13 protein-coding genes are annotated in these 13,675 nt (G+C 31.1%); 11 read left to right on the forward strand and 2 right to left on the reverse strand.

Translation table 11 applies throughout. The features are described 5' to 3' along the window. The first annotated feature begins 71 nt into the window (after window positions 1-71). The 4 genes from B8965_RS04700 (at window position 72) to B8965_RS04715 (ending at window position 2,795) form a co-directional block, all read left to right on the forward strand. A complete protein-coding gene (locus tag B8965_RS04700; protein ID WP_084052702.1) occupies window positions 72-848 on the forward strand; it encodes a ParA family protein in 777 nt (258 codons plus the stop codon). Further along, window positions 826-1,701 carry a ParB/RepB/Spo0J family partition protein gene (locus B8965_RS04705; protein ID WP_084052703.1) on the forward strand — a complete coding sequence of 292 codons (876 nt, stop codon included), beginning with the start codon at window positions 826-828 and terminating at the stop codon, window positions 1,699-1,701. The genes B8965_RS04700 and B8965_RS04705 overlap by 23 nt, the downstream gene beginning before the upstream one ends. Window positions 1,702-1,794: 93 nt before the next feature. Next, window positions 1,795-2,493 carry a DUF554 domain-containing protein gene (locus B8965_RS04710; RefSeq protein ID WP_084052704.1) on the forward strand — a complete coding sequence of 233 codons (699 nt, stop codon included), beginning with the start codon at window positions 1,795-1,797 and terminating at the stop codon, window positions 2,491-2,493. A gap of 68 nt (window positions 2,494-2,561) precedes the next feature. Next, a complete protein-coding gene (locus tag B8965_RS04715; protein WP_084052705.1) occupies window positions 2,562-2,795 on the forward strand; it encodes a YkuS family protein in 234 nt (77 codons plus the stop codon). A 171-nt stretch (window positions 2,796-2,966) separates the two neighbouring features. Here B8965_RS04715 and yyaC read toward each other — a convergent pair whose 3' ends face one another. Next, window positions 2,967-3,557: a spore protease YyaC gene (gene yyaC / locus B8965_RS04720; protein WP_084052706.1), complete on the reverse strand. Its 591-nt coding sequence runs from the start codon at window positions 3,555-3,557 to the stop codon at window positions 2,967-2,969. A 251-nt stretch (window positions 3,558-3,808) separates the two neighbouring features. On the opposite strand from yyaC, the gene B8965_RS04725 reads away from it, so the two are divergent. Continuing rightward, complete coding sequence (locus tag B8965_RS04725; protein ID WP_084052707.1) at window positions 3,809-4,750, forward strand: YkvI family membrane protein; 942 nt, start codon at window positions 3,809-3,811, stop codon at window positions 4,748-4,750. On the opposite strand, the gene B8965_RS04730 is transcribed toward B8965_RS04725, so the two are convergent. Next, entirely contained in the window at window positions 4,727-5,620 is an 894-nt protein-coding gene (locus B8965_RS04730; protein WP_084052708.1) for a LysR family transcriptional regulator, read from the reverse strand. The genes B8965_RS04725 and B8965_RS04730 overlap by 24 nt on opposite strands. A 288-nt stretch (window positions 5,621-5,908) precedes the next feature. Here B8965_RS04730 and B8965_RS04735 point away from each other — a divergent pair, with 288 nt between their 5' ends. The 6 genes from B8965_RS04735 to B8965_RS04760 all read left to right on the forward strand — a co-directional run bounded on the left by B8965_RS04735 (window position 5,909) and on the right by B8965_RS04760 (window position 13,495). Further along, entirely contained in the window at window positions 5,909-6,754 is an 846-nt protein-coding gene (locus tag B8965_RS04735; protein ID WP_084052709.1) for a fumarate hydratase, read from the forward strand. Window positions 6,755-6,769: 15 nt separating this feature from the next. Next, complete coding sequence (locus B8965_RS04740) at window positions 6,770-7,330, forward strand: Fe-S-containing hydro-lyase (RefSeq protein WP_084052710.1); 561 nt, start codon at window positions 6,770-6,772, stop codon at window positions 7,328-7,330. A gap of 393 nt (window positions 7,331-7,723) precedes the next feature. Continuing rightward, complete coding sequence (locus tag B8965_RS04745; protein WP_242941929.1) at window positions 7,724-9,430, forward strand: FAD-binding protein; 1,707 nt, start codon at window positions 7,724-7,726, stop codon at window positions 9,428-9,430. Next, complete coding sequence (locus B8965_RS04750; RefSeq protein WP_084052711.1) at window positions 9,431-10,372, forward strand: succinate dehydrogenase/fumarate reductase iron-sulfur subunit; 942 nt, start codon at window positions 9,431-9,433, stop codon at window positions 10,370-10,372. Further along, window positions 10,372-11,244: a CoB--CoM heterodisulfide reductase iron-sulfur subunit B family protein gene (locus tag B8965_RS04755; protein WP_084052712.1), complete on the forward strand. Its 873-nt coding sequence runs from the start codon at window positions 10,372-10,374 to the stop codon at window positions 11,242-11,244. Before B8965_RS04750 ends, B8965_RS04755 begins: the two co-directional genes overlap by 1 nt. Window positions 11,245-11,359: 115 nt before the next feature. Further along, on the forward strand, window positions 11,360-13,495 hold the full coding sequence (locus B8965_RS04760) for an EAL domain-containing protein (protein ID WP_084052713.1): 2,136 nt from the start codon (window positions 11,360-11,362) through the stop codon (window positions 13,493-13,495). The last annotated feature ends 180 nt before the right edge of the window (window positions 13,496-13,675 follow it).

Here is a 13,675-nt window from a genome sequence, read left to right on the forward strand (position 1 = left end):
TTTTTATAGTCAAAATACAGGAATTTATCAAAACAACTAGAAATTTTAACTTAAAAGATGAGGTGAGTAGGGTGGGGAGAACTATAGCCATAGCTAATCAAAAAGGCGGAGTAGCTAAAACAACAACTGCTGTAAATTTAAGTACAGGCATAGCTATGCTAGGCAAGAAGGTGTTATTAATTGATATAGACCCTCAAGGAAATGCAACTAGTGGACTAGGGGTTGATCGTAAGAATATTAATAAATGCATATATGATGTATTAGTAAATGGAGTATCTTTAGATAAAGTAGTTATACCAACTAATATTGATAATTTATCTGTTTTACCTTCTACTATCCAATTAGCTGGTGCAGAAGTAGAATTAGTTTCTGTTATCTCTAGAGAGGTGAGGTTAAAAAAGGCTATAGATAACATTAAAAAGGATTATGATTATATTTTTATTGATTGTCCACCTTCATTAGGTCTATTAACTCTTAATTCTTTAACTGCAGCAGATTCAATCTTAATACCTATCCAATGTGAGTACTATGCTTTAGAAGGTTTAAGTCAATTGATGAGTACAATCAAATTAGTGCGTAAACATCTTAATGAAGATTTAGATATTGAAGGTGTTGTAATGACTATGTTTGATGCTCGTACTAATTTGTCAAATCAAATTGTAGATGAAGTAAAAGAACACTTTAAAGAAAAGGTATTTGCAAGTATTATCCCCCGAAATGTAAGGTTAAGTGAAGCTCCTAGCTTTGGAAAACCAGGTATTATCTATGATCCTAAGTCTAAAGGCTCTGAAATGTACAAACAATTAGCTAAGGAAGTGGTTGAAAATGAGTACAAAAAGATTGGGTAAAGGATTGGGAGCCTTACTTTCCGACACTGATACAAGTAGAGAAGATATTGAAAACATTAAAAGAGGAAGTAGTGAATTAAAAATAAGTTCTATAAAACCAAATTCATTTCAACCTCGAAAGGTTTTTGATCCAGAGAAATTAAATGAATTAATGCTATCGATTAAAGAACATGGTGTAGTTCAACCTATTGTTGTCAGAACCATTGATCAAGGATATGAATTAGTAGTTGGCGAAAGAAGACTAAGAGCATGTAAAAAGTTAGGGTTTACACATATTCCTGCAATCATCAAAGATTATAATGATGAAAAAATGATGGAAGTTGCTTTAATAGAGAATATTCAAAGACATAATTTAAATCCAGTAGAAGAGGCAAATGCTTATAAATCTTTAATTGAAATATATAATTTTAGTCAAGAAGATTTAGCTAAAAAGGTGGGAAAATCTCGTCCCTATATCTCTAATTTTCTACGTTTATTAAATTTACCGGATAATATCCTTAATTTATTAGCAGAAAATAAAATAAGTGTAGGCCATGCTCGTTCACTATTATCTTTAGAAGACCCTAATAGTCAAATTGAAATTGTCCAAAGGATAATTGATGAGCAACTTTCAGTAAGACAAACAGAAAATATAATTAAAAAATTATTAAATAATGAACATAAAAAATCTGCAAAAAACACAAATGAACCTAGTTCTCCTATTATTAGTGATTTTCAAGATAAATTAAGAAGTAAATTTGGGACAAAAGTTTTAATTAAGGAAAAAGGAGATAATGGTAAAATAGAGATAGAATTTTATAATCAAAGCGACTTGCAAAGAATTTTAGAATTAATCTTAGATAGTGAATTTTAAGTGTTTCACGTGAAACACTTTTCTTATGTTTTAATTTTCTAATGTTTCACGTGAAACATTAAATTTTGGTTAAGGAAGGTAGGATAGTTTTTAATGTTAGGAACAATAGTGAATGTTTTGGCAATAATCTTAGGTTCTGTCATTGGACTTAATTTAAAAAAAGGAATGCCAGCAAGATTTAAAGAAGTAATCATGCAAGGAATTGGTTTAACAGTAATTTTAATAGGTTTAAAAATGTCCTTAAATGTTAATAACGAAATAATAGTAATTATAGCCTTAGTTTTAGGAGGTTTATTAGGAGAATACTTAAATATAGATTATCGTTTAAATCAATTTGGTGAACGCTTAAAAAGCATTATTGGTTCAAAAGATGGTGGATTTGTAAATGGGTTTGTTACAGCTAGTTTGATTTATTGTGTTGGAGCTATGGCCATTATGGGCTCGATTGAAAGTGGATTAAATGGAAATCATCAAATTTTATTTGCTAAATCCTCTTTAGATGGTATTTCAGCAATAGTTTTTAGCTCTACTTTAGGGATAGGTGTAATGTTTTCAGCACTTGCAGTTTTTATTTATCAAGGAATATTAACCCTTTTAGCAGTTGCTGTAAAAGATTTTTTAACTCAAGATATTATTACTTATATGAGTTGCGTGGGTGGATTATTAATAGTAGGTATAGGTTTTAATATTTTAGGAATCAAAGAATTTAAAGTAGCAAATTTATTACCAGCAGTTTTTATAGTCATTATTGTTGTTTATATCGGGATATATTTTTTTCCACAATATGTTTAAATTAGGAATGTATAAAAACAGCCTCTTTTCTTAATAATAAGAAGGTAGAAGAAAAGGAGTTGAGTGTGATGGATAAGACTATTGCAGTTGAAAGTAACTTACTCAGAGTAGGAAGATATTTAGAATGTAATGGATACGATATTGTTGATTTAGATAATATTAATAGAGCTGATATGGTAGTTATTTCAGGTGGTAGCAAGGATTTTTTAGGTCACCAAGATTCTATGACTGCTCGTCCTGTTATTGATGCTACTGGTTTATCAGTTCATGATGTTTTACTTCGTGTTAAATCGTATCACTAGGATTAACATAAATTACAAATAATTGGTATCTAAAGATTAGTGAAAAAATAAGTCACATTTCCTTTTCAAATATATAAAATAGCTAGCTTTGCTAGCTATTTTTTTTATGTATATTTAGAAGAAACAATCAATATATATACTAATAATGCTTTAATTTTAAACCAGCACTAATTAGTGCTGGTACTTAGATTCATATAGTTTAGCTATAACTTGAGAAATTTTATCTGCCATTTGCATGACAATACTTAATCTAGTATTTTGTAAAACTAAGTACTCCATAAATCCGCCTACATTTACTACCCCTGATATAGAAAGGTCTCCTACAGGAGGAAGATTTTTATTTACTGCAGCACCAGGTTTTATGGATCCTTGATTATATGCTACATAACCTATGCTATTTAGATTTCCTAAGCAAGCGTCTATAGCAATAATAAGAGGATTATTAAAAGTAGTATTAATTGATGAAAATACATCATTCATATTAGTAGCATGTACTGGATTATTTAAAGTACCATAAACAAATTGATTGTAGGGTTGTTTTTGTTTTAGCATCCATCCTACTAAGGGACCTAAACTGTCACCAGTTGATCTATCAGTTCCAATACAAACAGTGACTAGGGGCCTATTGGTATACGCATTTAAGTCCATAATTCTATCATTTAGAAATTGAGCACTTTGATCAATAAAATTATCACTTTCCATATGAAGACGGATTTTTTTCTCAGTTGTTTTAATATTTTTTGCAACAGTACTTTTTAACATAATACCTCCTTAAATCATTATTCTGAGGTTAGTATGTCCTAAATCTTAAATATAAAACTTTAAAAACATTAAATTTAAAGGTAAGAATATTATTAATACTCATAAATGAAAGAATATTATCAATAATTTAAATTAATTTATTTTATTAACAATTTTAAAACCGGAGGTGAAGTAATATAAAAAGTATTATCAAGGTTGCATTAACTTTTATTGGATCATTAATTGGAGCGGGTTTTGCTTCAGGTCAAGAAATGGTTAAGTTTTTTGTCTTATTTGGTGATAAAGGAATATGGGGGGCAATTTTAGGAGGTACCCTAATTTCCGTAGTAGGTGGATTTACTACACTTATAGTTAATAAGAATAACATAAGTAATTATGGTGATTTATTAAACTTTATGTTTCCAAAGAAAATAGCAAAGATTATGGATACAATTATTTTTATTTCGATATGGGTCAGTCTAGGAGTCATGTTTATAGGAAGTTCAAATATTTTATTAGAACAATTTGGGATACCAATTTACTTAGGTGTGGCAATTATAGCTATTACAATTTGTCTATTTTTATGGGTAGGAATAGAGGGCTTATTAAAGGCTAACTCAGTTTTAGTTCCTTTTCTTATTGTTTTAACTCTTTTTAATAGTTCATATTATTTGATTAATCCACTTCCTTGTCTGCATATGACTAATGGTCTCTTACCTAATTGGTGGATTTCAGGTATCTTGTACGCAACATTAAATATGCTTTTAGGAATAGTAATCATAACTTCTCTGAAAGAAGAAGATAAAAAAATTCCTCTGAGTGGAGGAATTTTAGGTGGTATAATTTTAGTATTATTATCATTATTAATTATTAAAAGTCTCTCATTATTACCAGATAGCATGCTATACACGGAAATGCCTTTGTTAACTCTAAGTTTAAGCATTAGTAAAATGGTGGGTATTTTATATATAGTAGGATTATTAGTAGCCATGTTAACAACAGCATTAGCTGATACTCATTCTATCTGCAAAAGGTTAGAAAGAAGATTTACATATCGTAGAAGTTTACCTTTAGTAATTGCTTCAACTTTTGTTTTTGTTCCTTTTAAATTTTCATTACTAGTAGGAATTTTATATCCTCTAATAGGTTATATCGGAATTCCTTTAGTTTTAGCAGTAATTTGGTACGGTTTAAAATCCCTTAAAGTCGGGTGATTCAGTATAATTTTTAATAAAGTCAATAAAAGATTTAGTGGCTTTTGATAAATATTTATCTTTGCGCCAAGCTAGTCCAATAGTAGTTTCGATGGTTTCGGTTAAAGGAACTGCGACAATATCTTTAGTATCCCTAGCAGCCATTTCTAATAAAAATGATATTCCAACGCCACTAGCTACTAAAGCTTTTATTGTTTCGATTTGATTTGAAGAAAAAATAACCCTAGGCTTTAATTTATGCTGATGGCACCTTTGCATAATAGCACGTCTATGAAAAGAATCATCTTTTAATAAAATAAAATCTTCATTTTCAAGTTCAGTAAAACAAACTTCTTTACAATTACATAGCCGATGGTCTTTCGAAACACATAACACAATATTAGTTTTAAATATTTCAATAGTATCTAATTGTTTTGAGTTTTTAGGCAAAATTATTAAACCTAAATCTAAATCACCTTTTTCAATTAACTGTCTAGCATTAATAGAACCTTCTTCATATACTTGTAAGTCTAAATTAGGATAATCCTTTGAAAATTTAGTAAACATATTAGGAAAAAAATGGGCCCCTATCATAGGAGGGAGTCCTAATTTTATTTGTCCTTTATCTAAACACTTTAAATCCCTGATTTCAAGCAAGGTATCATTAAGTTCAAAAAGAATTTTATCTATTCTATTTAAAAAAACCTTTCCTTCTTCTGTTAGATAAACTCTTTTTTTGTTACGGTCTAATAGTACGACCCCTAATTCTTCTTCTAATTTACGAATGGAATTAGTAACAGAGGGTTGTGATACATGGAGAGCTTCAGCAGCTTTGGTGAAATTTTTTAATTTACTAACCTTTTGAAAATATTCTAATTGTCTTAATTCCATGCAAATCACTCCAAAGAAATAGTTATTATTTATTATACTATAACTTTATAATATAATCATGTTATTTTAGCATATTTAAGGCAAATAACAAAAAATATAAATATGCAAGTTATTAAGATATTAATATATAAAATATTAAGGATACAAGCATATAATCAATAAAGATTAATTATATTAACTAAATATTTGAAAGATTAGATAATTTTCAATAAATTTATCCCAAATATAATTTATTTAGTTTACAATAGAAATATATACTTTTTTAATTAATGTAGAAGGGGTGGAGGCATGAAAGAAATATCCGTTAAAGAAGTCCAAAAAGAAGTTAAAAGATTATGTATGGAAGCAGCTTATAATTTACCAGAAGATGTCGAAAAATTAATTAGAGAAGGTAAAGAAAAAGAAGAGTCACCTTTTGGTAATTACTGTTTTGATAAAATAATTGAAAACTTTGAATTAGCCCGCAAGGATCAAGTTGCTATGTGTCAAGATACTGGTCTTGCAGTTATATTTGTAGAATTAGGTCAAGATGTACGTATAATTGATGGTGATTTAATAGTGGCAATTAATAATGGTGTAGCTGAAGGTTATACAGATGGTTATCTACGTAAATCAGTTGTAAATGAGCCTATTTTTGAAAGAAAAAATACAGGTAATAATACTCCAGCTGTTATTCATACAGAGCTAGTACCAGGAGATAAGCTTAAAATTCAGGTAGTTCCTAAAGGTGCAGGGAGCGAAAATATGGGTGCTTTAAAAATGTTAAAGCCAGCGCAAGGATTAGAAGGAGTAAAGGATTTTATTATCGAGTCTGTAACTAAAGCTGGTGGAAATCCTTGTCCTCCTATTATTGTTGGAGTAGGCGTAGGGGGTACAATGGAAAAATGCACTATTTTAGCTAAAAAGGCTTTGGCGAGAAAAGCAGGTGAACCTAATCCTGACCCACGTTATGCAGAACTCGAAAAAGAATTATTAGAGAAAATCAATAAATTAGGTATCGGGCCTCAAGGTTTTGGGGGAAGGGTTACAGCCCTTGCTGTACATATTGAATACTACCCAACTCATATAGCGACTTTGCCTGTTGCAGTAAATTTAAATTGTCATGCAGCAAGACATAAAGAAGTAATTTTTTAGGAAGGGGCGAAAATAATGAAGGAAATTAAGAAAATTACAATACCTTTTACTCTTGAACAAGCTAAAGGATTAAAAGCAGGGGATCAAGTAGCTATAACAGGTACAATTTATACAGCTAGAGATGCTGCACATAGAAATATGCTTAATGAATTAAAAGAACAAGGAAAATTACCAATAGAGATAGAGAATCAAGTTATCTATTATGTAGGACCAGCTCCAGCAAAACCAGGAAAGCCAATTGGTTCTTGTGGTCCAACTACTAGCTATAGAATGGATAGTTTTACACCAAGCTTATTAGATTTAGGGCTTAGAGGAATGATTGGTAAAGGTCCACGCGATAAAGATGTAGTTGATTCCATGATTAAAAATGGAGCTGTTTATTTTGCAGCTATTGGTGGGGGAGCAGCGTCAATTGCAAATTCAGTAAAAAAAGCTGAATTAATAGCTTATCCTGAACTAGGGCCCGAGGCACTTAGAAAATTAGAAGTTGAAGATTTTCCATGCGTCGTGGCTATTGATGCCGAGGGTAATAATTTATATGAATTAGGCGTTAAAGAATATCGGATAGAAGATTAAAATATAGTTAATAAGAATGATATTGGCTATAAGATTGAAAATTTCATAGAATTTAATAAAAGTGTATCTAGAGGGTGAAAAATTCCTGCCTACGGTACACTTTTTTTATTTTCTAAATAATATTCCTAGAGAAGATAACTACCTTTTGAGAATATACTTTTTAAGATATGTAGATACTATTAATATACAATAGGTTTTCTTCGGGAAAAATAATTTTTACAGGATTTAATTAATAGTAACCTTATACATTAAATATACTAATATAACTAAATGAAAGTATTAATTATCTAAAGCTACTGAGCTCATTCCTTTTAACTGATCGAGCATACTTAACGTAGATAATAATACTTTATAATTAATATTGTAAATTAAATTCAGAGTTGGGGTGATTAGGTGAAGTTTGATGTTGTCATTATTGGGGGTGGGGGTGCAGGAATGATGTCTGCCCTCGAGGCCAGTAAAAGCAAGGATTTAAGTGTAGCTATTTTTACTAAGACTTATCCTACAAGGTCTCATACAGGGGCGGCTCAAGGTGGTATTAATGCAAGTCTTGGTTTTCAAGATGAAAAGGATTCGGTAGATGAGCATTTTAGGGATACCGTTAAAGGCAGTGATTTTTTAGGTGATCAAGATGCTATTGAATTTTTTGTAAGTAAGGCACCTGAATGTATTTTAGAATTAGAATCATTAGGGTTACCTTTTTCTAGAGATGAAAAAGGGAGAATAGCCCAGCGTAACTTTGGGGGAGCATCGCATCCAAGAACATGTTATTCAGCAGATAAAACAGGTCATGTGATTTTACATAATCTTTTTGAACAATGCTTAAAAAATAATGTTCATTTTTTTAATGAATGGGCGCTCTTAGAAATCGTAACTGATAAAGATGAGCTTCAAGGTGTTATAGTTTTTGATATAAAAAGTGGGGAAATAAATTCCGTTAATTGTAAATCTTTAATTATTACAACAGGTGGTTTTGGTCGCATTTATTGGTCACGAACTACTAATGCTTATAATATGACAGGTGATGGAACAGCAATTTGTTTAGAAGCGGGCATTCCTATTAAGGATCCAGAATTTGTGCAATTTCATCCGACTGGATTAATTACGACCGGGGTATTGTTATCAGAGGCTTGTCGGGGTGAGGGTGGTTATTTAGTTAATAATCAAGGAGAAAGATTTATGGAAAAGTATGCACCTGAAAAAATGGAGCTAGCTCCAAGGGATTTAGTTTCCAGAAGTATTGAACAAGAAATTAAAGAAGGTAGAGGTTTTGGTGAAGGTTTAGCCTCTTATGTTCATTTAGACTTAAGACATTTAGGGAAGAAAAAAATACTAGAGAAATTGCCACAAGTTAGACAATTAGCTATTGAATTTGAAGGGGTAGATATGATAGATGAACCTGCCCCGATAAGGCCTAGTGGTCACTATGTGATGGGAGGAATTCATATTAGTGATTATCAAACTTGCGCTACTCCTATTGCGGGAATTCATGCTGCAGGAGAATGTGCTTGCGTGTCTGTTCATGGAGCTAATAGGCTTGGAGGTAATTCGCTAGCAGAGGCCGTAGTATTTGGAAAGTTTGCGGGAAAAGGGGCAGCACAAAGTGCTAAAAATAGAGAGCTTGGTCAGGAAGAATTAATTAAAGAAAAGAGAGCAAAATGGGAAAAAATGTTCACGGAAAAGACCACACAAACAAATGGTAAAAATTTATTTACTATAAGGGATAATTTAGCTCAAACCATGTGGAATAATGTTGGTATCTTTAGAAAAGAAGAAGAAATTGAAAAGGCTTTAAGTGAAATAAATCAGCTTTTAGATGACTATAAAGAAGCCCAAATAGGTGATGACAGTAAGAAATATAATATGGCCTTTATTACATATTTAGAGGTAGGTAATTTACTTAAATTAGCTAAAGCAATTACAATGGGTGCTCTTGCACGTAAAGAAAGCAGGGGTTCACATGCACGAATGGATTATCCAAAACGTGATGATGAAAATTTCTTAAAACATACCTTAGTTTATAAAAATGGTGAAGAGTATAAACTTGATTATTTACCAGTTAAAATAACCAAATATCAGCCTGAAGAAAGGAAATATTAAATGAAAAATATTATTTATAAAATCAGACGATATGATGGTGAAAAAGAATGGGATCAAGAATATAAAATTCCTTATGAAAAAGGAAAAACAGTTTTATGGGGCTTAATTAATATTAGAGAAACACAAGATAATACTTTAAATTTCACTTCGGCGTGTAGATCTGCTATCTGTGGTAGTTGTGGAGTAATTGTAAATGGAGTAGCAGTCCTTGCATGTAAAACTTCTATTGACGAATTTTTAAACACTTTCAAGACAGATACTTTATACATAGAACCCCTGAAAAATTTTAATATTGTACGAGATTTAGTGGTAGATTGGGATCCAAAGTTTGAGCGTTTAAAAGGTGTTAAGCCTTGGTTAGTGAAAAATAATAATGATAGCTCATCTCATGAGCAATCTGCAGTAGACTTTCTAAAAATATCTAATCCTACGGACTGTATTCTTTGCGGGATATGTGCATCAGAATGTGGTCAGTTATCAATTAATATTAAGGGATTTTTAGATCCTTTTATTTATTCTAAGGCTTATCGTTATATTGAAGACTCACGCGATGAAGAAGAAGGAGAACATCTTGATTATGCGCTTGATGTGGGCTTATGGAAATGTATTAAATGTATGCAGTGTATGGCAAAGTGCCCGAAAGCAGTTAAACCTGCTGATCATATTAGTGGATTAAGAAAAAAGAGTATGGATATGGGTTATCTTAAAAATACAGGAGCACGTCATGCATATGCATTTTTTAATGATATTAAACGAGATGGCAGGTTAAATGAAACTACATTACCGATTAAAACTGATGGACTTTTTTATAATATTAAAAGGGTACCTTTTGCCCTTCGTTTACTTAGAAAAGGAAAAATAAAAATAGCAATACCAAAGCCTGTGATAGGCATAGAAGGAGTAAAAAAAATTTATGAATTAGCACGCAAGGAGGGAAATTAATGAAATATGGTTTTTTCCCAGGCTGCACTTTAGAAGCAGCAGCTGAAGAATTAATGATATCTACAAAAAAGGTCGCCGAAGGATTAGGAATAGAATTAATTGAATTAGAAGGTTGGACCTGTTGCGGTGCTAGTCATAGTCAAGATGTCGATGAATTTTTATCCCTGTGTTTAAATGCACGAAATATCGCGCTCTGTGAAAAGTTAAATGCACCCTTATTATCTGTTTGCAATACTTGTACCTTAATGATCAGAAAGGCAAAAAAGCAATTAGATGAAGATGATGAAATTAAAGAAAAGGTTAATGAAATTTTAAATAAGGCGGACTTAAATTATGCTGGAACATCTACGGTTAGTCATTTATTATGGGTTTTAGTAAAAGATTATGGTATTGAAAGATTAAAGAAGAAAGTAGTTAGACCTTTAACTGGTTTAAAAGTAGCTAATTTTTATGGATGTCATATTTTAAGACCACAAGAAATAATGGGGTTTGAAAGTTTTTTAAATCCTGATTCTATGGAAATGATCGTTAATGCTATTGGCGCAGAAAATGTTTATTATGATCGTAGGCTTAGTTGTTGTGGGTTTCATGCTGTTTTTCCAGCTGAAGATGAAGTATTAAAAATAGCGGGGCTTGATTGCTTATCAGCTAAAAAGGCAGGGGCTGAGGTTATGGTAACCCCTTGTCCATTATGTCAAATGCAGCTGGATATGTATCAACCTGATAGTCAAACACTTTTCAAAGAAGATATTACAATGCCAATTTTACATTTGCCACAGTTGATTGGTTTAGCCCTTGGTTTTGAGCCAAAAGAGTTAGGAATTAAAAGACATGTAATAGATGCTTATAAAGTTTTACATAATCATATTTAAAAGGTAGAGGAATATATATAATTAATATAGAAATAAGATGTAAATCCATGTACAGCATAGGTTATGTGTGATAAAATTTTTGAAGTGGAATCATTTTTCGGAGAAAGGAAGCCATATGGATATTAAAAGTATTTGCAAAAAAAATCCAATTATTCTTGTAGTTGATGATTCTAAATATATGCGCACTGTCTTAAGACAGTTTTTGGAAAATAATAATTATGAGGTTATAGAGGCAGATGATGGTAAGGAAGCTTTGCTTAAATATCAAAACTTTAAACCTGATTTAATTTTAATGGATTATGTTATGCCTGGAATGGATGGTGTAACTGCTGTAAAGGAATTAAGAAAATTATTAGATTCGAATTTAGTTCCGGTTATTATGGTTACTAGTTTAGGAGATGAAAAGTCAGTTAATGATGCCTTTGAAGCAGGAGCGACTGATTATATTGGTAAACCCATTAACTTTGCGGTACTTAAACATAGAATCAATCGCTTAGTAAAAGCAAGGTTTACAGAATTATCTTTAATTAAAAGTGAAAAGTATGCACAATCTATCATTAAAAATGCCTTAGATGGAATTATTATGGTTGATATGTGTGGAAAGATTAAAGCCTTTAATCCTTCGGCTGAAAAGATATTTGACTATAAGTCAGCTGAAATGGTAGGCAAAGAAATTAAAGGTATTATTCCTAAGTTTTATTGTGATAAGTGTGGTGATTGCTTTTCAATAGAACAATACATAGATGGCAAACAAAAAAAGGGAATTAGCTGGGAAATAAACGGATTAAAAAAGGACGGAACCAGTATTCCTTTAGAACTTAGTGTAAGCAATTTTGATTTAGGTGATCAAATGTATTACGCAATAATTTTGCGTGATATTACAACTAAACAAAGGTATGAAAAAAAGATAAGATATCAAGCTTTTTATGATAATATAACAGGAATACCTAATCGTTTGTTACTTAAAGAAAGGCTGAGCCTAGAGGTTTCTCGTTGTAAAATATCTGAAGAAAAGTTAGCTGTAGTGTATTTAGATTTAGATCGGTTTAAATTAATAAATGATACTTTAGGTCACAATATTGGTGATGAATTATTAAAATTTGTAGCGCATAGATTAAAAGAGATTTTAAGTAAAAATGATACTATAGCTAGGATGGGTGGAGATGAATTTGCCATATTACTTCCTAGCATTGAAAGAGAAGAAGATGCAGCAAAGGTTGCTACAAGGGTTTTAGAGTCACTACGAGAACCTTTTGTGTTAAATGGGCATGAATTATTTATTACGGCAAGTATGGGGATAGCCTTTTGTCCATGTGATGGTGATGAAGTCGATAAGTTAATTAAAAATGCTGATATTGCTATGTATAGGGCTAAGGAAAAAGGTAAAAATAATTTTCAACTTTATACTATGTCGATGAATGATAAGGCGCTTGAACGTTTAGAAATGGAAGGTAGTTTACGTAGGGCCCTAGAAAATAAGGAATTTATTATTCATTATCAACCTAAAATTAATTCAGAAAGTAAGGATATTGTTGGTTTTGAAGCTTTAATTAGATGGCAACATCCAGAACTAGGATTAGTCCCTCCTGGTCAATTTATTCCACTTGCTGAAGAAACAGGTCTTATTTTAGGGATAGGTGATTGGGTATTAAGGGAAGCTTGCTTGCAAGCAAAACAATGGCAAGATGAAGGATTTACTAACTTACATGTCGCTGTAAACTTGTCTTCAAAACAATTTCAATTACAAAACTTAACCAATACAATTTCTAAAGCATTAGCTGAAACTGGACTTGAACCTAGATTTTTAGAGTTAGAAATAACTGAGTCCGTAGCTATGCAAGATGTGGAATATACTCTGAAGGTTATGCAGGATTTAAAGCAAATGGGTATTAAATTTTCTATTGACGATTTTGGAACTGGTTATTCTTCGCTCAGCTATTTAAAGAAATTCACAATTAATAAATTAAAAATAGATAGATCTTTTGTAAGTGAGATAGGATCTAAAAAAGATGATAGAGCTATAGCTTCTACTATTATTGCTTTAGCGAAAAGTCTTAATTTAGGAATAGTAGCTGAAGGAGTAGAAAACCAAAGTCAGTATGATTTTTTGAAAGACAGTAAGTGTGATGAAATGCAAGGGTATTTATTTGGGAAACCCATGCCACCATTGGAATTCAAAAGGCTATTAGATTCAAAACGAGAATTATTAGAACCAAATCAAACATTTTTAGAATCAAAACAAATATTATAATCAAGGCTCATGATTTTTAAAGAAATTTAAAAGTTATGAGCCTTTTTATGTTATATTTTTATTATTTTGGCATAATATAGATGATGGGGAGAAAAACATATACCATAAAAAACCTTGACAAAAATAGGTAGGTATAATAACATTAAACCCACACATCAGGGGTCGATATAAAGTTGTCGG

It is taken from the genome of Desulfonispora thiosulfatigenes DSM 11270, assembly GCF_900176035.1.
In the GTDB taxonomy this organism is placed as follows: domain Bacteria; phylum Bacillota; class Peptococcia; order Peptococcales; family Desulfonisporaceae; genus Desulfonispora; species Desulfonispora thiosulfatigenes.